Raw genomic sequence first — 24,127 nt, 5'->3', positions numbered from 1 at the left:
ATGTTAACTGAACAGGAAATTATCAATAACGCTTTAAAAGAAATGCAAGATATGGAGGAAATGACCGCTCAGAAATATGCACAAATGTCGCAGCAGATGACTGACCCGAATATGCAAAACATGCTTAAAGGAATGGAAATGTCTGCGAGAAATAATTTTAAGTCCATTTCCCAAAAAATGACGGATATGGCTATTGTTTAATTGGAGGAATATAGGCATGGATAAAATGATGAATATGCACATGTTAAATGACATTCTTCATACTGAAATGATGAATCAAATGAGTTATAACAAGTATATGATGGATATACAGAACCCTGAAATGAGGCAAATGTTTATGCAGATGAGGGATTCTAAAATGCAACAGGTAACACAGCTGCAGCAGGAGATAAAAAATATGATGCCGGTTCAATAATGTAAAGTATAATGGACAAAATGATAAAGTATACTTTAAAAGGTGGCGAAAATTATGGGATGCTGTGGTGATGCCCCTAGAATGGAAGTTAAATGTGGTGTAGAAAATTGCCACTATAACAAAAGCCGTATGTGCCATGCTGATAGTTTAGAAGTAAACGCAATGGGAGATGGCAAAGCAGAAACAAGTGACGGTACTTGTTGTACAACATTTAAGAGTAACAAATAGTATTGAGATACCCCGATGAGGGGTATTTTTTTATATCGGTTTTGCCAACTCAAATTCAGCTAACCATCTGTGGTATTCGCCATTGCTTAGTATTAAATCGTAAAAAATAGTATTCGGGATACATTTAACAATTCGCACCGTAGTTCCAACAGGAACATGAGGTGGCTTGCCGTGGCCCGTTGATTCTATTACTGTAGCATAACTACCCGGGGAGAGAGGATTGCCTGGATAAGGGTTCTGGGGTCTTAACTCAAACCACGCAAACCAACGATGAATCATGCCATCTGGTAATTGAACAGCACAAAGACTTCCAAACCAAGGTTTAACTATGGTAACAGAAGTTCCGGGGTGGATTTCTGGTGGGTGATTAACTATTGATATAACATTTGAACCGGGAAGGAATTGGGGAGAAGTAAAACAATTATTCATCAATTATCAACTTCCTCACTATTGTGTTTATAACACAATTTATTGATTTATGGACGTAAACGTGAGAACGGGTTGCCACTTTACATACAAAACATCCCCAAAATTTCAAATAATTAAAGGTTACCACCCTGAATGGATGATAGCCAGTATAGTTTTAGAAGATGACTCCTAAAGTGATAAGAATTAAAATAGCAATCGCAATAATTCCTGCACCAACCCCTACTCCAGCAACTGGGGCGACAGGAGCTGGACAACATGCTCCTCCATAACCACCGTATCCACCATAACCTACTCCGTACATTTTTTTCCTCCCTTGGATGAATTTATAGTGGTGACTATTTATACCATTGGAGAAGACATTGTCTCTATTATGTGTTTGGAAAATAATGGACCAAATTTAAGATTCAATACATAAACTATCATATGGCTCATTAGATATTCAAGATATGGAGGTGACAAAATGTCAGTCGGAGATTATTATTCTCTATGCCAAAGATACAGAGGTAGAGCAGTTGAAATCGTAACTCATGACGGAAGAATTCACAGAGGTATTATTGGGGATGTTGACAATAACAGCGTATATTTACAACCGCTTAGTCGCACTAGAGATTTGGGTGGCTTCGGCTATGGTTGGTATGGTTATCCTGGTTGGGGTGCAGGAATTGCATTAGGTGCAATTGCCACATTGGCTTTACTTCCGTTATTCTTTATCTAATCTTATATTGGTAAAACTTTTAAAGATTTTAAAAGTTGAAAAGACCGGAGGTTGTGTTTTGCCCTCGGTCTTTTCAACTATCTGTCCGAACGACATTCTCATTATTTGATCTGCAAATTTCTAAGTCATTTTTAAATGAGCTATCTTATCAGTTGGGGTATTAAGTAGATCGTTAGATGTTAAGCTATTTGCTTCAAGATATTTCTTGACTAAATAATATCCAACACAGTACCCCGCCATTTTGGGATAAGAACATAATCCATATAATATGTCTTGATGTTTACGATCAGTTTTTAATATATTTCTGTTTGGGTGTACAAGGTTGTTCCACATTTTCTCTAGCTCATCAGTTGAGTAATAAGATGTCCAGGTTGCTATAAACTCTTCACCAAATCTTTCACGGACTGCATTTTCAGCTAACCCTTCCAAAATAATTGTGTCAAGCAATAAATAATCCTCTTCACTTTTTTGAAATTTAAATAACCGACATACATGGTTGTATTCATGAGTAAATAATGACCTTATTTCCTTTTCCAGGGTATCTTTTGAAATGAATAAAAATAATTTATCTTTAAAGGCTAGGCCTGATTTTCCGTTAAAATCCGTTTTAATTTTCCGGTTGTTAGTATTTGATGGGAAAATGAAGACAGGGACATTGGGCCCTTCCCACATTTCTTGAAGTCGTTGTTTTTCATTTTGTACAATTTCCCATACTTTATTTTCTTGTAATTTTCTCACTTGCTCGTTCCCGTTCTTGAAGGGATGATACATTCCATGTAGGGTTAAGTAATCATAGATTTCGTAAGCTTGAGCGCCATCAAAATACCTTGTTATCTTTTCGCACATTTTAATTGGTTGTTCATATAAATCTACTAACCACTTGTCTGTTCTAATAACGCTCATAGACGCACCCCTAACTTTACATCTGGTCTAATACAATATGCAACAATAAATACATGTTGCGTGCTCTTAGCCCCTCCTTGTAAGACCCAACAACTTGAATAAGAGAAACCATAAAGTGACAATTTATCCTCTTTATCATAATATAATATAGTTATTTAACAACAAGGATGTGACTGAAATTGAATTACACATATCTCGATTGTTTGGCATCGTTCGGAGTTGGGGGTGCTCACCCCGGAGGCCTTCAACTTACGAAAGGTATTTTATCAAGGGAATTTATAGATCAGGAAAAGTCAATTCTTGACGTTGGATGTGGCACAGGTCAGACATCTGCATACATTGCAGAAAAGTACAGATGCTCTGTTACTGCTTTAGATAAAAATAATACAATGTTAAAAAAAGCAAAACAAAGGTTTTTATCCTTACACCTACCTATTAATGTTATGTATGGAAGTGGTGAGAATTTACCTTTTAACGATGGATTATTTGATTTTATCCTGTCGGAATCTGTAACATCGTTTACAGATGTCTCCTTAACAATACAGGAATTTAAAAGAGTGCTTAAACCAAATGGTGTATTACTTGCAATTGAAATGGTACTTGAAGATTCATTTTCTGAGGAAGAATTAAAAACAATAGTTGAATTTTATGGCATATCTCAATTACTAACCGAATCAGAATGGTATAACCTTTTTCAAAAGGCCGGCTTTAAACAAATAAGTGTAGAAAAATTCAAACAGCAATTTGATGAAAATAATATTGATAATGTTAATGATTTTTTACTTTCGGAAAATATAGATGATAAATTACTTGAAATTTTTGAACAGCATGAGCATTTAACAACAACTTATAAGGATAAACTAGGTTTTTGTATATTTAGGTGTTGTGTTTAATACTCTAGAGCTCTTTTCAAGTAAATCCAAGCGACGAATATTTCGTGACATATATTGAGAAGCCATAGCACAGATATCAGCACAATCACGTAGTACCTGGATACAATGGATTCTCGCTTGAACATCAGGTTCATTTAGACAGGCAGTATAACATTCCTCACAAGCTTGAAAACATGAATTGCAAGCATCAATACAGGCTTGCATCGAAGCCGTGGCATTGGTAGCAATAGGCATTAAATCAACCTCCAAACTATTTTTAAAAATACCTTAATAGGAGGTCTTTTGTACAATACCCTATAGGCTATGGGTTCTAGCGAATATATGGGACAAGATTTTCTAAAAAAGTTCTTGTTTTATAATGAAAAGGGGAGAGTTTTGACCTCTCCTTTCTTCGTAATCAATAAATTTAGGAATTTTTTAGAAGATACTACTAAAGCGTTGATCAATCTTTGACTGTATTTGTCGATATAGCTGATCTAATACTAATACCATCCGTAAGGATATGGTGCATAGGGATAGGGATAGGGATATGAGGATGGGTAATAGCGGAGAGTTGTTAAAAGACATTAAAAAAGTGAATTTAGGTAGATACTTTTCCTCCCATTGTTCATAAGATATATGAAATGAAAGGCCGTGAAAGAAGGGGGAAAATGAGCAAGCTAAATATCATACAAAAGGTTTTGGAAGTAATCCAAGAATCTACTGTTTCGGATGGGACAATAAATAACAACTGCGGTAAGGCTGACAGCAGGGCAGCGACTTTAACGAATGATACAGAGGATGAACAATTAATAAAGGGGTTGTCCAGGGATTTTGCAAAAGCCATAAACAACCGTGATTTTGAGCGCCTGGACGGTAGGGCCGAGTATCATCTTTATACAGTGGACCACCTGATAGAGCTCTTTAAGAATAATGACGAGCAAAGTACCATAAAACTATTTATCGAAAACAAGATTAAATCCAAGTATGAGGATTGTGAGTTTCTCTCAATTACTTTTAGTGTGGACCTAGAGCAGGCTGAGGTAGTATATAACGTAAGGACCTGTGTGGTAAGTGCTGTCGACAAATACTTTAAAGAACTAAACAAAAAGAACAATAAGAAAAATAGAATTAGCGCAGGAATTCCTTTTAGAACTAAATATGAGTTATTAGTAAAAAAGGAGAAGGGAACTTGGAAAATAGATAAGTATAAATCTTCCGAGTACAGAAACCCCTAATTGTAAGAATATGTATTTTTGGACCATCAAAGAAGTAACTCAACCAGATAGTCTGTAAGTGCGGGAATATCCCCGCCCTTTTTATTTAGCGTACTTTTCTGAAAGGCATACGAGGTGCGAACTGAACACGGTTTGCTAGATCATCAGAAGAGTTGATTCCCTTTTTACCAAGGAAACGTTGCATCCCCACCGGCAAGTTTTGTGCTGGATTAAGAAATCCCACGTTTTCCCCTACTTGAGGACAACACCTTCTCTCCAGGTGCTCCGCCTAGATTTGAGGAACGGTTTATACCTAAGAACATAGTTTTTGCCACCTCCTTTATCCCGCCAATATAATGCTAGGAATAGACATTTTATTGCATTGATATATGAAAAAGTTAAATAAGTCCTTGTGACTTTAGTTCGCTTAACACTTGAAGAGCAAGACTATAATAATGATTGTTGGGGAAAATTTCAGATATTAAGTAGGCTATTCGAGATCATTATGAACAGGCTACCACTTTATTAAGATGATAGCGTGTTCAATATCGTATATTTTAGAAGATTACACCTAAAGCGATAAGAATTAGAATTGCAATCGCGATAATTCCCACACCGACCCCTACACCAACTGGCGCGACTGGGGCGATAGGAGCAGGACAGCATGTTCCACCGTAACCACCATAACCCATTCCGTACATAAATATTTCCTCCTTTAAATTAGAATACGATTCCCAATGCGATAAGAAGAAGAATAATCACGACAACTGCTGCGATTCCGGCACCAAAGCCACGTCCTGTTCCACAATCACAAGCTCCATTAACACCAGCACCAACGAATGCCATTTGCATTTCCTCCTTTGTTAAGAGATGGTTCATAATATGTAGGGGATAAATAAAATGGAACAATATGGTAATTGGATTTGTGTTGAAATAAGGTATTCCCAATTGAAAGCGCACGGTTCGTTACACTTCGACTTTGAGCATTATTCCTCTAGCGCATTAAGGTCAATCATTTCGTAAAAGCTGTTCAAACAATGCTTTTATTCAAGAAGGACCTCCCTAAAATCAATATCAGTAGAAAAAGGTAGGTAAGTTTTTACCCTACCTGCCTAACAAATCTGATTTTACATATTAGAATATTACGGCATTCATCAGCACACATTCTTCAGAAGTTAGCTCACTGCTGGCAATGGGTACCTTGGAATATCTTCATGATAAGACTAGGACCATTGCTTAGCAAAGGTAATATCTTTTAAGAGCGAGAAGCAGCTAATGCCCTATCTTGCTCTATTGATGAGATCTCAGAATAAAATTCAAGATAGCCCGAATCTCAATACTAATTGAGATTCGGGGCTATCTTCTCTACATTGCAAACGCACGACATTCCATGGCACAGTGTAAACAGATGTGGGCACATTTTTGAGATTCCTGGTCGGCAAATCGTGCACATTCATTTCCACATGCTTCACATATACTCGCGCAAAGGCCTGCTATTGATTTACTATAAGTGCTATGGCGAGCAAGATATTTAGCAGTCACTGTACAGATATCTGCACAATCTCGTAGTAGTTGTAATTGTCTATGCCTTAGATGAAGATCTTGGCAATGCATAAGGAGATGGGTAATCATGTGTTCACACATGACTTCACAATCTTGAACAGTATTTGTGAGATTAGTATGGGGCATTTGATGTAAATTCATAGAAACCATCCTTTCACACTTCTTTGATTAGATTATGCTTTGCACTAAAGTTTGTGTGTGTACAATTCATTGGTTTATCGTAGTGCCCTATACTTTAAAGGTAGCAAATAAATATATTTAATTCCTGACTAATATTTATTTGCTAATACCGATAACGTCGATGACGTACAATGAGGGAAGAACCGGCTGAATAATGGGAAAGGATTACTAATGATGGGCTTTGGAAAGCGAGTAATATATAGCACCCTGGTCAACGGCAATATGACTATAATAAATATAGCTCTTTTGGGGGTGACAGGACACGTAAAGTATATACAATATTTTGCGCAAAGGTTTAAACCGTACATTAAAACGACCCCCTTGCTTTTAGGGGGTCTAACTATTCCGCAAAAACAATATTTACGCGCTTCAGTATCACTTCCTTGCCCAAACACACGTTGAGTGTGCCCATTATTAAAGTTGCGACTTATCGTAGTCATTATGACCGCCTTTCGACTGACAAGAAGTTTACCAATGGAATACAATGTAGGCGTCAGGAATTGTTCATAGTTCGATTACTGGGAGTTTAGCGAACATAATTCCAACCTGCCGAAGTTTGGGACACAACGAAAATTGAAATGATTGTTATTTGCTTTTCTATTTCAATTATTACATTGGCTGGTATATAGGATGAGACCTCAAACAAAACTGAACTTATTTTTCCTCGATATTTTACACCATCTATGGATCTGAATTCAAAAGATCTATTTCCAAGATTCAGGCCTAATAGTGTATCCTCCAATCTTAGAATGCTAGTTTCTTCATCAGGTTCTGTTAGAAGTAGGTGCTCAGGTGCCCTTAAATAAGAGCAACCTACTTTTGCTATGTTTGGCTCTAATGTATCTAATATTATTTCTGCATTTTTGAGAGATAAAGAAGTGGTTATTTTATTAGATATAGGAGTAGCCCAAGTGACATTCAGACTAATATTTGATTCGACAAGTGTTTGCAATAGAGACTTATAGTTTTGAACAACTATAGGTTTCATATCTTGAATAGGATAATGACAATAAAGAAGAAGCCCGCTGAACTCTTAAAGAGCAGCGGGTTTCTTCCCTTTACGATACGCCCCAGGCTTAAACAACGGGGATACAACATCTTATGTTATGGCCGTCCAGATTGTTACATAATAAAGCTTTGCTTTGTCCAACTGCTTGGTTCCAGTTAATAAAGGGAAACTATAGTTTTTCCAGTGTTCGGGAATGAAGACAAAAGAAGGAGGCGCCTGACGACTGAGGTTGTCACACTCTTAAGCCTGGCCACATATCCTATGAGTGAGATTAGCCCCAAGGAGTGTGGATATCATGAATGATACAGTAACTGATACAGTAACTGATGTCATCAGCGGACGCACCACGCATGTATCGCGGCTGAAATTAACCTGATCAAATACCAGGCTGAGAGGATCTACCTTGCTGCCGCCGTCGAGATCGGAAGGCGGCTGACGGAGGCCAAGGCCCTGCTCAAGTATGGAGAATGGGGCAAGTGGCTGGAGGAGTCGGTGGATTTCTCCCAGAGCAGGGCCAATAAATTGATGCGTATCTTCAAAGAGTACGGAGACGAACAGCTTACCTCCTCAAATTCGGATCCGGATCCGAATTTGAACTACAGCCAGGCGGTGCTTCTTTTAAAGGAGGAACGGGCGCAATTTATCATCGATATGGATATCGAGGGAATGACCAAACAGGAACTCAGGCAAGCGGTCAATGAACGGACGCAGACCCTGCAAGAAAAAGACCAGGTTTTACAGGAAAAAGACCAGGCTCTGCAGGAGAACGCGAACCTCCAGAAAACAGTGGAAGACCAAAGCGGTATCATCACCGAGCTGACTACGGAGCTTGCCAATCTGAAGGTCCAATTGGAGAACGTCAAAACGTCCAAAGCGGAACTCGATCAAACGGCGAGGCAGCTGAAGGATTCGCTGGAATCGCTCGAACAAAGCTCATCCGCCAAGGGCTACGAGAGGATGAAAACGAACTTCATTAATACCTCGCTCAAGGTCAGGGCCAACCAAATCGCCTTCCTCTGTGAAAACCTGGATAAAACCATTAAGGAAGTAAAGCATGAGCTACTCCAAATCGCCCCCAATGACAAGGAGACGTATATCACTTATAAGAATAAAGTTTACGATCGTTTGAATGTGTGGCTTAAGGACGAGACGTGGAGCAGGCAAGCTCGTCCCGGCGGAGATGCGCAGTAAGGAATGGTGGATGATGAAGAGGAAATATGTTTTCTGGGCCATTATAGAGCGGGATAAAATAAGCGGCAAATATACGGTTGTTTTCCCGGACCTGCCGGGCTGCGGTATCGAAGGGGAGGATTTTATCCAGGCTTATTACTGGGCCGGGCCCAGGCTAGGGTTTCATTTATGTATGATGGACAGAGAGCATGAGCACATCCCCGAAGCTTCGGATACTTCAGGCTGGGAAATCGCGGCGGACGCTGTTGTTGTTCCGGTAGCGGTCGATCTGCAGGAGTACCGGCGCATGTAAGGTCCCAAATTCGCCAGAAAAGCCATCGGGTTTCCCAGCTGACTCTTCCAATTGGGGAAAAAAGGCAGGCCGATTTCTGCGCAGGACATGCGGGAGGTATTGAGGGAGAGGCTGGGAATTGACATGCTGCCTGAAAACGCTCATGATTTATTTGAAGTGTTCGGGAATGAAGACGACGAAGAAGGAGGTGTCTAAAGAACGGGATGCAGTTCAAAAGGCGCCTCCTTTTCTGTGAGAACAAATAAAACCTTGTAATATATGAGGTTTTTTTGCATAAACTACTTAATTTCCTGCTGTTTTTGGGAACGAGAAAAGACCTAAAAATAAATGGAACAAACCAGACCGTTTTCGAAAAATGCGATCTAATTAGTACAATTGAAGCGCTAAGAAATGAAGTCGTACATAACGGATCATGGGAATTGAATCCAAAGGTTTTCATTGTTAGAAATGAGGGGGTTGATGTCGAGCGTTTTATGCTTTTTCCTGATATTGAGCAAGGACATTTAGCAACTGTCAAAAATAGAAGACATTTTTTTGGAGTGGGCGAAAAAGTTAATGACATCCTACCCAAAATTCATATGGCATACATGAACCGCGTTCTAAATACGGCGAAAGCACTCAATCAATTGGATCTTCCGGCTATTTGATAGTGATACCCATTGCGGTATGAGCAACTTTCCATTATATTTATGATTAGCCTTGTGAAGGTAAGTATAAACTTCCCATATTCTTAGTACTTAACATTCCCCTAAAATATCTCTCTTGAGAATAAGGTAAAAGTGGTCCCGAATTAGAGGTGTAACATGTCAGAAATCATCTATGGCCTATACGAGCAAATCATTAACGGAATCATCAACGAAAATCTTACTCCGCATAGTTTAAGGTACTTCTTCACTCAATACGTGGCATGTTTACCCAATGCGAACATTTTTGAAGTTTCTATGTATAGAAGGGACCGTGGATTTGGAGCAGCCATGATTTACATCAGAAATAACCCTTATCTTATTGATAGACCCTTTAAAGATATTCAGAATAAATCAATGAAGAGATTAGGTTTACTTAAGGAGAAATAAATGCTTAATGAAGCAAATGAAAATTATTTAATCAAAAAATCTATCAATTTGATGAATGCCGGGTTATGGGAAATGACTTTTGAGGAGGGCTATTCTAAAAATCCAGGCGGTAAGGTCATGTGGACGCAGGCATTTCGCACATTACTTGGCTTTAGCAATGAATTAGACTTTCCTGGAGTTCTTGAGAGCTGGCTATCAAGAATTCATTCAGATGATTGTGATCGGGTACTGCAGGCTTTTACTTCCCATGTGGAAGATAATTCCGGCGAGACTTCCTTTGATGAGCAATATCGGATGCGGTTAAAGAACAACCAGTACCGCTGGTTTCGAACCATCGGTGAGACAGTCAGGAATGAACAAGGGATTCCTCTCCGATTTATCGGAAGCTTATTGGATATTCATGAACAGAGAAACAGAGAACAAGAAAGGGAGTTCTTGTTAACTCGTTTTGAACTGATCAGCCGCGCATTGACAGAAGGCCCTTGGGATATGGAGGTTGTTGCTGGCGACCCGATTAATCCTAAGTTTTGGTGGTCGCCACAATTTCGAAATCTTTTAGGTTACCATGATGAAGATGATTTCCCCAACGTGCTAAACAGTTGGATCAACAGACTTCACCCCGAGGACAAGGAAATGACATTAAATGCTTTCTTTGGACATTTAAATGATTATAGTGGAAATACTCCTTATTCTATTGATTATCGTCTCTGTCTAAAAAACGACGAGTACCGCTGGTTTCATGCTCATGGTTTTACTTTACGGAATGATCAAGGCGTACCATTACGTGTAGCCGGTACAATAAGGGACATAGAACATGAAAAACAAAAAATCAAAGACTCAGAGGATAAGTTGAATCGGTATTGCGAGATTATTAATACCCTTACTAAAAAGCAGGGCTTAGACCCAAACCTTACTTTTATTAGTTCTGAAATGAAGGAATTAGTGAAAAGTATTGAAAAATATGCCAAAGTTGATGCACCTATTCTGATTACAGGCGAATCTGGAGTAGGTAAGGAGGTTGTCACTGATCTAATTCATAATTTCAGTGACCGCAAGGAGGCTCCTTTTTTAAAGATAAATTGCGGGGCCATTCCCGAGGCTTTACTAGAGTCGGAGTTGTTTGGTTATGAAGAAGGTGCTTTTAGCGGTGCGAAGAAGGGTGGTAAAATCGGTTTTTTCGAATTAGCGAATAATGGTACGGTACTACTTGATGAAATTGGTGATCTTCCCCTACAACTTCAAGTAAAACTGCTGCGTTTCGTTCAAAGCTATGATTTTTATAAAATTGGCGGAAAGCGTTTAATTAAGGTAAACACCAGAATTGTGGCCGCAACAAACCGTGATTTGGAATGCATGGTTCAGAATAAACAATTTCGTTCCGACTTATTCTATCGGTTACAAGTCTTAACAATTCACATACCTGCTCTTCGTGATCGACTAAGTGATATTATTCCTTTAACAAACTATTTCCTAAACAAGTTCAATGAGACATATCATACTAATAAAACACTATCATCTGAGGTCTACAATATTTTTACTAAGTATTTATGGCCGGGTAATGTACGTGAGTTGGAAAATCTAATGGAACGGTTAGTTGTAACATCGGAGATGGATACAATTACGTTAGAATATATACCGCAAGCTTTGAAAAAATTTTTAAATGATACTAAGACAATTGGCGTGTCTAGGAGCATTATGACCTATAAACAAGCAAAAGAGCAGTTTGAGCGGCAATATTTTCAGCAAGTAATTGAAAAATATGGCTCAACACGGAAAGCGGCTAAACAAATTGAGGTCGACCATTCAACTATTGTTAAAAAAGCTTCTAAATATGGAATTGATTTATTACATTGGCAAAGGTGATTTGAAAGGATGGTGAACTTTATCACCAATGGGTGATTTCCGTACAATTGTAAAAGACAATAAGTTTATGTTTTGTGGTGACTATTTTCACCACTTCTTTTTTTGTGAGCTAAGCGTAGTGATTAACTAGATGGGTAAAGTCCTTTCGAAAAAAATACCGAAATCAGCGTGTCATACGGCGGACGTCTAGGCTCTAGGGAAGTTTGATTAAGACATGATTACATACAAATCGCTATAGTCCCTAATTTTGGCACGGAAATTGCACTGAATTGAGACTACGACTCGAATTTCTGAATATTTCCAACTTCCAAGGAGGTGTCTTAAAGGGTTTGCGCTTAATCAATTCAAATTATTTAAATTAAGACAAAGAAAAGTTTTTTTGAAAAGGGAGGATATATAAATGATTTTAGGTGAACAAGTTTATAGTTATTTTATGCCAACTGTAAATCTCATGGGGGTTGGCGCTCATAAAGAAATTCCTGCTCAGGTGAGAGCCCTTGGGGGCAGCCATATTTTGCTCGTTACTGATACTTTCCTCGGTCGCCCAGGTGGGATGGCAGACGATATTAAGGCAATGTTAGTAGCTGAAGGAATTAAAGTTACAACTTATCCTGGAGCAGAACCGAACCCGACCGATAAAAATGTTCATGATGGATTGAAGGTTTATCAAGATTGTGGAGCAGATTTATTATTATCCTTAGGTGGAGGCAGCTCCCATGACTGCGCTAAAGGAATTGGATTGGTGGCATCCAATGGGGGTAACATTAGAGACTTCGAGGGCCTAAACAAATCCACCAAACCAATGGTTCCGCTTATTGCGGTAAACACAACTGCTGGGACCGGTGCAGAAATGACTCGTTTTGCCGTGATAACAAATACCTCAAACCATGTAAAAATGGCTATTGGAGATTGGCGTGTTACTCCTAACATTGCGGTAAACGACCCCTTATTAATGGTTGGGATGCCACCTGCTCTAACAGCCGCAACTGGGATGGATGCCTTAACCCATGCTGTAGAAGCCTACGTTTCTATCATTGCTACCCCAGTCACAGATTCTGCGGCTTTAATGGCAATCAAGTTAATTGCAAACAATCTTAGAAGTGCAGTAGCAAACGGTCAGAATCTTGAAGCCCGGGATAAAATGGCATATGCTGAATTTTTAGCTGGCATGGCATTCAACAATGCTGCACTTGGCTATGTTCATGCGATGGCTCACCAATTAGGAGGGTTATATAATCTTCCTCATGGTGTATGTAATGCAATACTTTTACCCCATGTAGAGGAGTTTAACTTAATTGCCTGTCCCCAGCGCTTTGTAGATATAGCTGTTGCAATGGGTGAAAAGGTAGAAGGTCTGTCGATTCGTGAAGCTGCTAATAAAGCTATTTTGGCTATCAAGATATTATCTGCCGATGTGGGAATTCCATCTGGACTTTCGGAGCTAAATGTTAAGGAAGAAGATTTCAAAGTTATGGCCCAGAATGCAATGAAAGACATATGTAGTTTAACTAACCCACGGATAGCAACATTAGATGATGTGATTTCTATTTATAAATCTGCTATGTAATAACTATGCTAGTAACTTTTCCTTCTTGGGGCTGATCGAATCAGCCCTTTTTCATACTATCCTTTTCCTCATTGATTTCAGTTTGAGTACGCTCGGGATTGAGCCATACTTCATTATCTAACGTCCAGTTTCGGATTTCTCTGGACCAGCGCTCTGGGTGGGCTGCTTTTAGCCCTTTCATAGTTATTTCTTACACCTCCACCTAACCTTTAACCATTATATTTGATAATTCAGGTAGTTTCACTAACATAACTAAAATGCATTTGGATAATTATGAGATTATCAGACAAGAATCTTTACTGCAAAACTTATTGTGGGTTAACGATGAAATATATAAAACAAACGGAAAATATGAATTGCATGTAATGCTTCGAAATAAGAATGATGGGTTAATAGAATTTATCGTTTCTGCTGAACACATATCATTTGAGCATTAACTGAGTAATGTTTATATCGGATCATCGAATATCTCTGAGTCAGCCATGACCAGCGGATTGGAATGGAATATTAAGCTATGAGGTCTGAGCGAAGAAGCAGTAAGGATGAGTGACCGGGAAATAATATTAGTAGAAAACGGGATGGATAAGGAAAAAATGAAACGCATGGGCACAATTACTCATGATGCAAATGTTTATTATTCTATTAATGTAATTCTCGATAATGGTTAAACGACTGACAGAAAAGGGAGAGGAGTATAGATCTATTGAGAGAACTATACTTGAGGCAGCCAAAGAGTATGATAGAAATCCTGATGATATCCGTCTGAAGTTGGAGTACCCAGAACAAATTGATTGGTAGCAAAATGTTTCTGTTTAACTATACGCATCGCTGTGAGGAACAGAGCCATTGAAGTTTAACGTTTGGCTAGGAACAAATCAGGCCGCCTCGTTTTGGAGGCGGCCTGAACCCTGTGAATAATCAGAATAATTTCCATCTTTTGTCTGGAAGATTATGCTATAATAATTATAACAGGTTGTCGAGGGACGGTTGGCCACCCCCTTTTAGAAAGGGGGTGGTAGGATGATCTCAATGGTTGAGGCGATGTATCTCATGATTGCATTTGCGACACTCATTGTTATGATCATGAAGAAGAAATAACCGCCCCTGCCTAGGATCGCGGTTATTTCTTATAACCAGTAATTCGGGCTAACCGTTTGGTTAGACAATCTGCCGGGCTGGCGTGCTTGCAACACGTCAGTCCTTTTCTTATATTATACCCAGAGACTGTAAAATATGCAACCGGCTCACATATAGGTAAGACTGGAGGAAGATAACAAAAGGATGGGCATTTAGATATTCGCAGATATAAAAAAATGAAGGAGTAATTGAATTATAAAGAGAAGATAACATGTTTGTTGAGAGAAGTCCCTTCCTATTTAGGGAGAGGTAAATGTTATTGCCTGCCTCCGTAAAGAGTTTTTAATTCTTCTTCTTTCAGCGTATAACTGTGCTGGTCGCCAGGAAAAAGTTTGTTTCTTACTTCACTTACATATGTCCGTAAGCCCTTAGTCATTAGTTCATCCGAATTTGCGTAGGATTTGACAAATTTGGGAACTCGATTCACACCATAAGTGAGAATGTCATGGTAAACAAGAACTTGTCCGTCGGTATGGACACCTGCCCCGATTCCAATAGTAGGAATTGATAAGGACGTTGATATTTCCTGGGCAAGCTGTTGAGGAATACATTCAAGAACAATTGCAAAGGCTCCTGCTTCCTGGCAGCGTTTTACATCTTCTAACATTTTCTTGGCGGCTTTGGCATCTTTGCCCTGCACTTTAAATCCGCCGAGAACAGCAACGGATTGCGGCGTAAGCCCCAGATGGGATACCACAGGTATACCTGCTTTGACAAGTGCTTTTATATGCGGGAGTACTTCATCAGCCCCTTCCACTTTCACTGCATCAGCTCCTGCTTCCTGAATAAGCCTTGCGCCGTTTAAAAGTGTATCCCTGACTGAAAGGTGATAGCTCATAAATGGCATATCTACTACGATGAAAGTATTGGGAGCCCCGCGTCTGACCGCTTTAGCGTGATGAAGCATATCTTCCATTGTTACATAAATTGTTGAGTCATAACCCAGCACAACATTGCCCAGAGAGTCGCCAACAAGAATCACGTCCGCCTGAGCTTGCTCAACCTGCTTGGCTGAGGGATAATCATAGGCTGTAACCATTACAATTTTCTTGCTCTGATTTTTCAGTTCCCAGAAGTCTTTGGTTGATTTCATTGTTTTTCCTCCTTTTTTCAGGAGAGGTGACAAAACAAGCTTGGCATCAAAAAAAGTCCCTTTAGCCAGAAGGGACTTTTCAAACATAGAACTGTTTTATCCCTCTGTCCCGGTCCGCAACGGATACAGGCAGTATACTTAAATGATTCCTATGAAAAGGTGCAGTTCTAATGATACTGCCCAAATTAAGTATATCAGATCACATCTAAGGTGGCTAGAGTAAGCCTTTCGGATTTGATCTATTCATTAGTAGTTCAATTTGGAGGTTCATCGATGGAAGGTGGCAAATGGTCTTTCATCAAGGAACCAGAACAATGGAGTCCTGCAAGTGACATTATTTCTGAGACAAGATTTTATAAAACCTTGACAAGGGGAGACGATGCTTTAGCGGCTCCGTATAACGAAACGAAACTACTGAAACAGTAAACGATATATACTTAAATCTAACGGAAAGTTGATTGATTGACTTGCCAATGGCTAACTTCTAATCAAGGAGTGATAAATCAGGTCAACCTGACCAACATGTTACTTACTTTATCCCGTAAGTGATTGCGGGATTTTTAGCAGATATCATTAGTAATCTACACAGCGAGATATTCATTACTACCAGCCTGTGAGAAGGTGATTAAATCAGTTTCTCAGCCTTCACTTTAAGATCAAGAACAATTCGGCTATAAGGGCATATCCCTAAAAAAGCGGGTATCCATTCCCGTGATTCTCACGGGCGGAATTACCGAAGTTCATTCAGCAGAACAACTGCTCCGGGAACAAAAAGCTGACCTTATTGGGTTGGAAGAACACAATACTTAATGATTCTAGGGCAGAGCAAGCTATCAATAGCTTGTCACAATTCCTACTTATTGGATGAGATCACAACCCCATAATTTTTCCCAATAAACATGGTTAATATCAAATAAAGAAGATGATTAAGTTTAAATTTTGTTCTCAAAGGGCAGGAAATGTCATCACAGTAAAGAAGCTTTGCTATAGATAGGCTTGGATTCGGGCTGTATCTTTTGTTTTATAGTTATTGTGATACGCTGATAAAAGCCATGAAAGGGTGATGATATGAATCAGGTGATTAAGGGACAAAAGGCAGATGTCAAAGAATAGACCGGATATTAAAAATTTGGCGGTTAACCTTAGCTGGCATGTCAAAGACGAGGATAATCATTCTCACTATGAGATTGATTCTGCGGCCTTTTTATTAACCATGAACGGAAAGACACGAGATGATCAAGGTTTCGTTTTCTATAATAATCCAGCGGGAGGCAATGGAGCGATTCATCATTCTGTAGACCATGACAGGGGTGGTGAACAAATAACCATAGATCTGGCTCATCTTCCCCAAGATATTTGCAGAATTGCTTTCAGTATTACGATTCATTCGGCTGAGACCAAGGGACAGAACTTTGGTCAAATTGACAAAGTGAGAGTAGCTGTCTGTAATAGAGATACTCAGGAAGTCCTGCTGCAGTATGAAGTCAGTGAGCAGTTTATGGTTGAAACTGCTCTGGTACCTGCAGAACTGTATCTTCACAACGGAGCTTGGAAATTCAATGCCATAGGAAGCGGCTTTAAAGGAGGGCTTGAAGCCCTTTGCAATAATTTCGGAATTGAGGTTGAGCCGGATAATGCGGCGGTTGCTCCGGAACCGTTGATTGTAAACTTATCGAAGATCAGCCTGCTCAAGATAGGTGGCTGGTATTAAAGCTTATGCAGAACAAAAAAGCAAAGAAACCATTGCGAAGGTCCACAAAGCTATTGATTCTTTGAAAAGAAAGAAAAAGAATATCAACTTCGATTCAGTATCAAAAGAAGCAGGCGTTTCTAGGGCAACCCTTTATAACAATCCTCAGCTAAAGGAACGCATTTTGAGTCTACGGGCTGTATCCAAAGGAGTTCCTCTTGTTGGTACGATAACTGTTGCTAAAGATAAGAAACAGCTACAGGAAGAAAAGATTATTGCTCTACGTCAGAAGGTTAAACAACTAGAGGAAGATAAGGCGAAACTAATCGCTCAATTAGTTGAGATGGAAGAGCTAAAGCAAGAAAACGAAAGACTTAAAAATCGGAAGTCATCAAAATCTTGAATAATTCAGAGTAAATTGAGCTACCCGTCCGGATGGAGAGCTACTTTGGTATATTTCTCCAAAGTAGGATAATCCAACTGGAAGTTGTGTAAATGGGAGTTTAATGAACCAAATAGCATCCGTACCGCGATTGGCTTGTACACCAATCGTCTCGATCAGACGTATACTAATCTATAGGATATGATTTGATAAGGAGGTCTTTTTATGGCTGTATTCGATACAGGGCCGATTGATAACAGGGACGCACCGCGTACAACTCAGCTCACGATTCGATTGTTCAATACTGGTCAACTGCCCGCCCTTGTGGGTATTGAAGTATACCAAATAAATCCGCCTGGAGGTGGATTTACCAGTGAAACGCTCTATGTGGTCAATCTAGTTCCACTTAATCCATTTGGTGCACCTGATTCTGGTTTTACCCTGGATAACGTTTTTGCGGACCTGGACGTTTTTGGGGTTCGGGTGCTCACCAGCGGACTCGGTGCCAACGATATCGCCGTTACCGTTTTGGAAAAAGGAACGGATGGGCAAATTTTCAAGGAACATGTGCTGGAAGGGGAGCTTTCCCGAATTCAGGAGCTTTTGAATGCGTATATCACAAATTTGGTTAATGATACTGTTACGGTAATTAACACGGCAACTAATACGATTTTGACTACTATTCCCTTGCCTGCCGGAAGCGGTCCTATTGGAATTGCGATTACCCCCGACGGTTCACGAGCTTATGTCACGAATTTTGCTAATGATACCGTTACGGTGATTAACACGGCAACGAATACGATATTGACTACGATTCTCGTCTTACCTGCCGGAAGTGCTTCAAATGGAATTGCGATTACCCCCGACGGTTTACGGGCTTATGTCACTAATCTTGTTAATAGTACCGTTACGGTAATTGACACGGCAACGAATACCATATTAACTACCATTCCCTTGCCTGCCGGAAGCGGTCCTATTGGAATTGCGATTACTCCCGACGGTTCACGGGCTTACGTCGCGAATCTTGGTGGTACCGTTACGGTAATTAACACGGCAAGGAATACCATATTGACTACCATTCCCTTTCCTGCCGGAAGCGCTCCTGCTGGAATTGCGATTACCCCGGACGCTTCACGAGCTTATGTTACGAATCCTGGTACTAATGATACCGTCACGGTGCTCGATACGGTTTTAAATGCTGTCATTGGAACCTTGCCTGCCGGAACCGGTCCTATTGGAATTGCGATTACCCCAATTCTTTTATTTTGAGTTGTACCTTTTGGGAGTGGGGTGTTGTTGTTTCAACTTAAATAAGACCTCTCGAGCGTTCATTTTTGCCCGAGAGGTCTTATTGTTGATCAAATTATTCCTTCCAGTAACAATGTTGAACGTTACCCTTAGCCGACCCAGGACAAGTTGAACAACTATCATCAGGTATTAGGATTCATTTAATGCTTGGAAAAGGATCGACTTATATGTAAACCGTCATTCGCTAAAGACCCATATTTTGAACGTATCTTTAAAACTTTTAACTTCCAGTTATTCTTAATTTGTTACAGTATTTTCCTGCTAACTGAACTTCACAAAATCCATAAACCATCGCTCTATGATAGCCCATTTCTATAGTCCTTATCTCAACTATTCTATCAGGGGGTACTGCTGAATAAGTCACAAAACTTCCTATTGACATAAAAGGTTTATTGCAATAAACTCAAGGCGAGGTCTATCGAATTAAACCTCTGTGGAGGGTGACGTTATGGAACAATACAAGTTATTTGATGCTGAACATAAATTTGTATCTCTCATATGGGAAAATGAGCCTGTGAATTCTACAGAGATGGTAGGGCTTTGCCTCAAAAAATTAGGGTGGAAAAAGTCTACTACATACACGGTCCTCAGAAAATTATGTGAGCGAGGAATCTTGAAAAACGAAGATGCGGTTGTCACTTCACTCGTAAAACGTGAAGAGGTCCAAAAATATGAGAGTGAAATATTGATTGAGAAAGCTTTTAACGGGTCGCTACCACAATTTTTGACCGCTTTCTTAGATGGGAAAAGATTAACGTCCAAAGATGCAGCGGCCCTGAAAACCATCATTGAGCAGGCGATCAAATGAATACATTACAAGTGATTTTTACAACAGTCCTCAATATGAGCATAACGGCATCCTTTGTTGCCATAGGGGTTATCATCGCTCGTTTAATGCTCAAAAAAATGCCCAGGATTTTTTCATATACATTATGGTCAGTGGTACTCATACGACTAGTTTTCCCTGTTTCTTTCACATCCACCTTTAGCTTTTTTACCGTGATTAAACCGGGAACACAACAAACTTCGGGAGCCTTTGCTTATGTGCCAAATAATTTGGGTCTTATGCAAATTCCCACCATTGATGTTGGCGTCGCTGGCATAAACAAGGCTGTAAATAGTTCGTTGCCTCAGGCGGTACAAACTGCCAGTGTTACCCCATGCAGATTGTTATGGCTATTTTGAGCCTAGTATGGGTGGTCGGTGTCACACTGCTTATTTTATACAGCGTAATTTCTTATCTGAAGGTAATCAACAATGTAAAAACATCTACTCTCGTAAGAGATGATATTTTCGAAACAGATAGAATCGTCACGCCGTTTGTTTGCGGGTTTATGAAACCTAAGATTTATATACCGACAGATATTTCGCAAAGTGAGCTACCCTATATTCTGGCACACGAAAGGGTGCATATAAAAAGACTGGATTACCTCATCAAGCCGTTTGCGTTTCTAGTCCTGTCAGTCCACTGGTTTAATCCGTTGATGTGGCTTAGCTTTTTTCTGATGAGCAAAGACCTGGAAATGTCCTGCGATGAAAGCGTTCTGAAATTATTCGGCGATGAGACTAGAGCGAATTACAGCCAATCTTTGTTAGCTCTGGCCACCGGCAAACGTCAGTTGCTTTCCGGAAGTCCACTTGCTTTTGGAGAAAGTAACGCGAAAGCAAGGATTATAAATGTTCTAAGCTACAAGAAACCTCCTTTTTGGGTTGTAGTAGTAGCGCTAATAGCAACATTTGCTCTAGTTGTACTGTTTACAGCAAATCCGAAGAATGACCTGTTGGCTACAGGTGTTTACTCAGGCTTTAAAACGGAGACCTTACTGGCCAACAAAACCCTTTACGTGGGTGACGCCAGCAAGGTTGTTGCACTTATCGACGCCATGCCGTTGCCCGCTGGTGTTGTACGTGATAGCGTAGAGCTTCAGACATCCGCTACGCCCTATAGTATAACGATACATTATACGGTGAGTGAGTTGGAAGGCCGAGATAACACTTATGCTTTTCGCAATCCTATACTGCTCTTTAGCTTAGTGGACAATGTTGATGTTATTTACAGCTCAATCTTGGATATCACCAACAAGCCCTCTACTTCTACATCTACTTTTCCTTATACTAGAGAATATGCAGACCAGTTGATGGATGGTGATGTTCGCGACTATGCCAGCAACACCAGCACGCTTATAACACTTATAGACCGCATAAACAGTATTCCATTTGGCAAAAGGATCATCGCACCAGATATAAACAAGATCACTGCACAAGGTCCATATAAGGACCAAATTGAGAAATACCTTGCAAAAATCATGTCTTCGCCTCAAATCTCGTCTAATCCACAGGATTATATAAAGGCGCATGAAAATGAGTATAATGCCATTCTCGCTATGGATCATAAAGCCCTGACCTATCTATTCTCCGAGTTTAAAAAAGGCGACCAAAATGGATTAAAGGGGCATATCATGATGAATTTATGTAGAACTATTTTGGACGGCGAAGATATTAAGTCTGCGATTACAACCCCTCAAGATTGGTATGACACCTATAAAGACCATATACAACGGATGGTGAATGAAAATGGTATAGACTGGGTGCACCAAAACGCTCCCAAAGGATCGCTTATAAGAGCTTAGAAACTATTAAGGTATGCTATAAAGAAAGATATTAATTTTATTGGTACAGCAAAAGCAATCGGTCAACCGCAGCTTTATGGTTTTGCGATTTGACTCTATACGAATAAACAATACACTCCAACTATAGATGAGGTTAAAAACCTTGAATGCTGCTACTCGATCCCAATAAAAGTACACAAATCAACATGCACGCTTTTGCAGATAAACCATACTATGGTAATCCTGATGAGGTGTGTTTTTTGCCCCAGCAGGTTACTGACGAATGGATGCAAAATATTTCGAGGGAATGTTTTAGGAGGTCTTAATTTGCTGAACAAAGCGATTGAAATTGCCACTCGTGCTCATGCAGGACAAGTTGATAAAGCTGGAGCACCTTCAGGGAACCCTATTATCTAGGCCTTGTCAGATATCATAACCCACTTCTCATACAATAAATTAAGCCGGCTTTCAATAGTCTCCCGTTCATGCTGAAACGAAGAAAGTCTTGATGAGTCAAAAGAAATTGCAGGGTCAGACATTTGAGCTTCAATATCGAGAATTTGTTGTTCCAGTGCGGTTATTTCCTTTTCTAGTTGAGTAGCTGATTTATACGGATTATCTGCCTTGGCAACAGACGCTTTAACTTGCTGCCCCCGTTTATTAGCAAGGCTTGCCGGACTGTCTGTTTTACCTGCGATCTTAATAATTTGTTTGTGCTTTCTTTCCAGATAGTCATTATAATTGCCCAAGTAGGAAGTAATCTCGCCTTGGTCAAGCACCCAAACCTTGTGAGCCAAACGATTGATAAAATACCGGTCGTGAGAAACTGCCAGCAGCGTGCCGGGAAACTCCTCCAATGCTTCTTCCAGAGCTTCACGCGAATCGATATCCAGGTGATTCGTAGGTTCATCGAGCAATAACAGATTTGGCTTTTGATACATGAGTAATGCTAGTTGCAGCCGGCTCCATTCTCCACCGGACAAACTGCTAATCTTCTTGAAAACGTCGGAACCGTAGAAGAGAAATTTTGCTAACTGTTTTCTGGCTTCACCTTCTTCCATATCCAGTTCTGCACGGAAATATTGAAGGACGGTTTGGTCGGATTTGAGCGGTGCACTGTCTTGGGAGAGATATCCGATGTCAACTCGTGAGCCAAGGCGTATTTCACCGTGATCTGGGTTTTCCTGATCTAAGATTAATTTTAGAAGAGTACTTTTACCGCAGCCGTTTTTTCCGATGAGGACGATCCGTTCGCCGTAAAATAGCTGGGCACTGACTTGACTGAAAAGCGAGCGGTTAGCGAAGGATTTGCTGATTCCCTCCAGCGAAATCACCTGCTTTCCTGAACGGTCACTTTGTTCGAGATGCAGGTCGATTTTTTTGCGTTCTAAGATCGGCCTCTTTAATTTAATCATGCGATCTAAGGCCTTTTGCATCGATGCGGCACGGCGATGAAAACCGGGATTCGGTGGATTGCGGTTGCCCCACTCAATTAATTGTTTGATGGATTCCTGCATCTTTTTAATCTTTTTCTGTTGTTCTTGATAATTTGTAAACTCTGAGAGCAGGCGGCTCTCTTTTTCTTTCTGATAGTCGGTATAGTTCGTTTGATAAGTTACGGCTTCCCCGTCTTCCAGCTCAATGATTTTAGTTATCACTCTATTTAAAAAGTAACGGTCATGAGAAACAACGATGACGGTGCCCCTATAGTTATTAAAAAAGGTCTCAAGCCATTCAATGGAAGACATATCCAGGTGATTGGTTGGTTCGTCCAGTAATAAAATATCAGGCTGAGTCAATAGTAAGGCTGCTAAGCACACCTTCGTTTTTTCTCCGCCGGATAAAGAGGAAAATGGCCGTGGATAGTAATCCGCCGTTATACCGAGTCCGATGGCAATCCCGTCGATGTGGGAAGAGATTTGGTATCCACCAGCCTCTTCGAACTTTTCCTGAAGTTTGCCATATTCCAGCATAAGTTGACTAAGTTTATTATTCTCGGTGTTCATCGGGTCGGACATTTTTTGCTCTAATCGTTCTAGTTGCTGCTGCCAATTCTTTACTTCTTGAAAGCACTGTTCCAATACTTCATAGACGCTCATTTTGTCGTCATATTCAGGGGCCTGAGCTAAGAAACCAACCTTGGTATTTTTGCGTATTGCGATTTGCCCTTGTTCAGGTTGAAGGGATCCTATGATTAATTTTAAAATTGTGGACTTTCCTGTTCCGTTACGGCCTATTAGACCTACTCGTTCTCCTTGCTTAATTTCAAAGGAGACGTCGGTAAGCACTTCATTGGCGCCAAAAGATAGTTTGATGTGTTGAAAATCAATAATCATGTTCATTCTCCTCCAGGGAAATGACACTTTCACGGATTTAAGCATAAAAAAACCG

Annotated in this window: 32 protein-coding genes and 2 pseudogenes; 23 read left to right on the top strand and 11 right to left on the bottom strand. The window is 40.0% G+C overall.

What is annotated here, in order from left to right; translation table 11 throughout:
* From M8E35_RS12310 to M8E35_RS12300, 3 genes are read left to right on the top strand one after another with little or no spacing between them, the layout of a single operon-like run.
* Entirely contained in the window at window positions 1-201 is a 201-nt protein-coding gene (locus M8E35_RS12310; protein WP_252469412.1) for a hypothetical protein, read from the top strand.
* Window positions 202-217: 16 nt separating this feature from the next.
* Entirely contained in the window at window positions 218-415 is a 198-nt protein-coding gene (locus M8E35_RS12305) for a DUF2383 domain-containing protein (RefSeq protein WP_252469410.1), read from the top strand.
* Window positions 416-469: 54 nt separating this feature from the next.
* The gene (locus M8E35_RS12300) at window positions 470-643 is read left to right on the top strand and encodes a DUF1540 domain-containing protein (RefSeq protein WP_252469408.1); all 174 of its coding nucleotides are present in this window, start codon (window positions 470-472) and stop codon (window positions 641-643) included.
* A 30-nt stretch (window positions 644-673) separates the two neighbouring features.
* Here M8E35_RS12300 and M8E35_RS12295 read toward each other — a convergent pair whose 3' ends face one another.
* The gene (locus tag M8E35_RS12295; RefSeq protein ID WP_252469406.1) at window positions 674-1,075 is read right to left on the bottom strand and encodes a hypothetical protein; all 402 of its coding nucleotides are present in this window, start codon (window positions 1,073-1,075) and stop codon (window positions 674-676) included.
* Window positions 1,076-1,226: 151 nt separating this feature from the next.
* Window positions 1,227-1,373 carry a hypothetical protein gene (locus tag M8E35_RS12290; RefSeq protein WP_252469404.1) on the bottom strand — a complete coding sequence of 49 codons (147 nt, stop codon included), beginning with the start codon at window positions 1,371-1,373 and terminating at the stop codon, window positions 1,227-1,229.
* A gap of 159 nt (window positions 1,374-1,532) precedes the next feature.
* On the opposite strand from M8E35_RS12290, the gene M8E35_RS12285 reads away from it, so the two are divergent.
* Entirely contained in the window at window positions 1,533-1,787 is a 255-nt protein-coding gene (locus M8E35_RS12285; protein WP_252469402.1) for a hypothetical protein, read from the top strand.
* Window positions 1,788-1,907: 120 nt separating this feature from the next.
* On the opposite strand, the gene M8E35_RS12280 is transcribed toward M8E35_RS12285, so the two are convergent.
* Complete coding sequence (locus tag M8E35_RS12280; RefSeq protein WP_252469400.1) at window positions 1,908-2,690, bottom strand: DUF2268 domain-containing putative Zn-dependent protease; 783 nt, start codon at window positions 2,688-2,690, stop codon at window positions 1,908-1,910.
* Window positions 2,691-2,869: 179 nt separating this feature from the next.
* Between M8E35_RS12280 and M8E35_RS12275 the strand changes: the two genes are divergently transcribed.
* The gene (locus M8E35_RS12275) at window positions 2,870-3,583 is read left to right on the top strand and encodes a class I SAM-dependent methyltransferase (protein ID WP_252469398.1); all 714 of its coding nucleotides are present in this window, start codon (window positions 2,870-2,872) and stop codon (window positions 3,581-3,583) included.
* Here M8E35_RS12275 and M8E35_RS12270 read toward each other — a convergent pair.
* Window positions 3,551-3,817 (bottom strand): four-helix bundle copper-binding protein, encoded by a 267-nt coding sequence (locus M8E35_RS12270; RefSeq protein WP_252469397.1) that lies wholly within the window; start codon window positions 3,815-3,817, stop codon window positions 3,551-3,553. The two genes, M8E35_RS12275 and M8E35_RS12270, sit on opposite strands and share 33 nt — an antisense overlap.
* Window positions 3,818-4,206: 389 nt before the next feature.
* Between M8E35_RS12270 and M8E35_RS12265 the strand changes: the two genes are divergently transcribed.
* Entirely contained in the window at window positions 4,207-4,800 is a 594-nt protein-coding gene (locus tag M8E35_RS12265; RefSeq protein ID WP_252469396.1) for a hypothetical protein, read from the top strand.
* A gap of 536 nt (window positions 4,801-5,336) precedes the next feature.
* Here M8E35_RS12265 and M8E35_RS12260 read toward each other — a convergent pair.
* The 4 genes from M8E35_RS12260 to M8E35_RS12250 all read right to left on the bottom strand — a co-directional run bounded on the left by M8E35_RS12260 (window position 5,337) and on the right by M8E35_RS12250 (window position 7,474).
* A complete protein-coding gene (locus M8E35_RS12260) occupies window positions 5,337-5,480 on the bottom strand; it encodes a hypothetical protein (RefSeq protein WP_252469395.1) in 144 nt (47 codons plus the stop codon).
* A 19-nt stretch (window positions 5,481-5,499) separates the two neighbouring features.
* Window positions 5,500-5,625, bottom strand: coding sequence for a hypothetical protein (locus M8E35_RS26510; RefSeq protein WP_289710804.1), 126 nt, complete (start codon window positions 5,623-5,625; stop codon window positions 5,500-5,502).
* 519 nt (window positions 5,626-6,144) lie between these two features.
* On the bottom strand, window positions 6,145-6,483 hold the full coding sequence (locus M8E35_RS12255) for a four-helix bundle copper-binding protein (protein ID WP_252469394.1): 339 nt from the start codon (window positions 6,481-6,483) through the stop codon (window positions 6,145-6,147).
* A gap of 565 nt (window positions 6,484-7,048) precedes the next feature.
* Window positions 7,049-7,474 (bottom strand): hypothetical protein, encoded by a 426-nt coding sequence (locus tag M8E35_RS12250; protein WP_252469393.1) that lies wholly within the window; start codon window positions 7,472-7,474, stop codon window positions 7,049-7,051.
* 352 nt (window positions 7,475-7,826) lie between these two features.
* On the opposite strand from M8E35_RS12250, the pseudogene M8E35_RS12245 reads away from it, so the two are divergent.
* From M8E35_RS12245 to M8E35_RS12220, 6 genes and pseudogenes are all read left to right on the top strand, one after another.
* Window positions 7,827-8,722 (top strand): annotated as a pseudogene (locus M8E35_RS12245) (DUF3102 domain-containing protein).
* Window positions 8,661-9,014, top strand: coding sequence for a type II toxin-antitoxin system HicB family antitoxin (locus tag M8E35_RS12240; RefSeq protein ID WP_252469392.1), 354 nt, complete (start codon window positions 8,661-8,663; stop codon window positions 9,012-9,014). The pseudogene M8E35_RS12245 and the gene M8E35_RS12240 overlap by 62 nt, the downstream one beginning before the upstream one ends.
* A gap of 269 nt (window positions 9,015-9,283) precedes the next feature.
* The gene (locus M8E35_RS12235; protein WP_252469391.1) at window positions 9,284-9,661 is read left to right on the top strand and encodes a hypothetical protein; all 378 of its coding nucleotides are present in this window, start codon (window positions 9,284-9,286) and stop codon (window positions 9,659-9,661) included.
* Between the two features lie 156 nt (window positions 9,662-9,817).
* On the top strand, window positions 9,818-10,087 hold the full coding sequence (locus tag M8E35_RS12230) for a hypothetical protein (RefSeq protein ID WP_252469390.1): 270 nt from the start codon (window positions 9,818-9,820) through the stop codon (window positions 10,085-10,087).
* Entirely contained in the window at window positions 10,088-11,950 is a 1,863-nt protein-coding gene (locus M8E35_RS12225; protein WP_252469389.1) for a sigma 54-interacting transcriptional regulator, read from the top strand.
* 400 nt (window positions 11,951-12,350) lie between these two features.
* Complete coding sequence (locus tag M8E35_RS12220; protein WP_252469387.1) at window positions 12,351-13,517, top strand: iron-containing alcohol dehydrogenase; 1,167 nt, start codon at window positions 12,351-12,353, stop codon at window positions 13,515-13,517.
* Window positions 13,518-13,557: 40 nt separating this feature from the next.
* Here M8E35_RS12220 and M8E35_RS12215 read toward each other — a convergent pair whose 3' ends face one another.
* On the bottom strand, window positions 13,558-13,698 hold the full coding sequence (locus M8E35_RS12215; protein ID WP_252469384.1) for a hypothetical protein: 141 nt from the start codon (window positions 13,696-13,698) through the stop codon (window positions 13,558-13,560).
* Between the two features lie 361 nt (window positions 13,699-14,059).
* Here M8E35_RS12215 and M8E35_RS26945 point away from each other — a divergent pair, with 361 nt between their 5' ends.
* Together M8E35_RS26945 and M8E35_RS26940 are read left to right on the top strand one after the other, a co-directional pair.
* On the top strand, window positions 14,060-14,185 hold the full coding sequence (locus M8E35_RS26945) for a DUF6904 family protein (RefSeq protein WP_373887447.1): 126 nt from the start codon (window positions 14,060-14,062) through the stop codon (window positions 14,183-14,185).
* The gene (locus tag M8E35_RS26940; protein WP_373887446.1) at window positions 14,178-14,315 is read left to right on the top strand and encodes a DUF6904 family protein; all 138 of its coding nucleotides are present in this window, start codon (window positions 14,178-14,180) and stop codon (window positions 14,313-14,315) included. Before M8E35_RS26945 ends, M8E35_RS26940 begins: the two co-directional genes overlap by 8 nt.
* Before the next feature lie 595 nt (window positions 14,316-14,910).
* Here M8E35_RS26940 and panB read toward each other — a convergent pair.
* Window positions 14,911-15,747 carry a 3-methyl-2-oxobutanoate hydroxymethyltransferase gene (gene panB / locus M8E35_RS12210; protein ID WP_252469383.1) on the bottom strand — a complete coding sequence of 279 codons (837 nt, stop codon included), beginning with the start codon at window positions 15,745-15,747 and terminating at the stop codon, window positions 14,911-14,913.
* A 273-nt stretch (window positions 15,748-16,020) separates the two neighbouring features.
* Here panB and M8E35_RS12205 point away from each other — a divergent pair, with 273 nt between their 5' ends.
* The 9 genes and pseudogenes from M8E35_RS12205 (at window position 16,021) to M8E35_RS26935 (ending at window position 22,062) form a co-directional block, all read left to right on the top strand.
* Entirely contained in the window at window positions 16,021-16,173 is a 153-nt protein-coding gene (locus M8E35_RS12205) for a hypothetical protein (protein ID WP_252469382.1), read from the top strand.
* A gap of 258 nt (window positions 16,174-16,431) precedes the next feature.
* Window positions 16,432-16,615, top strand: a pseudogene (locus M8E35_RS12200) (NADH:flavin oxidoreductase); the annotation flags it as partial.
* A gap of 231 nt (window positions 16,616-16,846) precedes the next feature.
* A complete protein-coding gene (locus M8E35_RS12195; protein WP_252469381.1) occupies window positions 16,847-17,458 on the top strand; it encodes a TerD family protein in 612 nt (203 codons plus the stop codon).
* Window positions 17,445-17,840, top strand: a complete 396-nt coding sequence (locus M8E35_RS12190) for a DUF6262 family protein (RefSeq protein ID WP_252469380.1) — start codon at window positions 17,445-17,447, stop codon at window positions 17,838-17,840. The genes M8E35_RS12195 and M8E35_RS12190 overlap by 14 nt, the downstream gene beginning before the upstream one ends.
* A 204-nt stretch (window positions 17,841-18,044) precedes the next feature.
* Window positions 18,045-19,088: a YncE family protein gene (locus M8E35_RS12185; RefSeq protein WP_252469379.1), complete on the top strand. Its 1,044-nt coding sequence runs from the start codon at window positions 18,045-18,047 to the stop codon at window positions 19,086-19,088.
* A gap of 487 nt (window positions 19,089-19,575) precedes the next feature.
* Window positions 19,576-19,935, top strand: coding sequence for a BlaI/MecI/CopY family transcriptional regulator (locus M8E35_RS12180; RefSeq protein ID WP_252469378.1), 360 nt, complete (start codon window positions 19,576-19,578; stop codon window positions 19,933-19,935).
* On the top strand, window positions 19,932-20,312 hold the full coding sequence (locus M8E35_RS12175) for a M56 family metallopeptidase (RefSeq protein WP_252469377.1): 381 nt from the start codon (window positions 19,932-19,934) through the stop codon (window positions 20,310-20,312). Before M8E35_RS12180 ends, M8E35_RS12175 begins: the two co-directional genes overlap by 4 nt.
* Window positions 20,309-21,757, top strand: coding sequence for a M56 family metallopeptidase (locus tag M8E35_RS12170; RefSeq protein WP_252469375.1), 1,449 nt, complete (start codon window positions 20,309-20,311; stop codon window positions 21,755-21,757). The genes M8E35_RS12175 and M8E35_RS12170 overlap by 4 nt, the downstream gene beginning before the upstream one ends.
* A gap of 146 nt (window positions 21,758-21,903) precedes the next feature.
* Window positions 21,904-22,062: a PhzF family phenazine biosynthesis protein gene (locus M8E35_RS26935; protein ID WP_373887445.1), complete on the top strand. Its 159-nt coding sequence runs from the start codon at window positions 21,904-21,906 to the stop codon at window positions 22,060-22,062.
* 87 nt (window positions 22,063-22,149) lie between these two features.
* Here the strand turns inward: M8E35_RS26935 and abc-f are convergent, their stop codons facing one another.
* Entirely contained in the window at window positions 22,150-24,072 is a 1,923-nt protein-coding gene (gene abc-f / locus M8E35_RS12165; RefSeq protein ID WP_252469372.1) for a ribosomal protection-like ABC-F family protein, read from the bottom strand.
* Between the last annotated feature and the right edge of the window lie 55 nt (window positions 24,073-24,127).

This window comes from Desulfosporosinus nitroreducens, from assembly GCF_023897015.1.
In the GTDB taxonomy this organism is placed as follows: Bacteria; Bacillota; Desulfitobacteriia; order Desulfitobacteriales; family Desulfitobacteriaceae; genus Desulfosporosinus; species Desulfosporosinus nitroreducens.
This window is presented reverse-complemented; position numbering and strand designations above follow the sequence as displayed.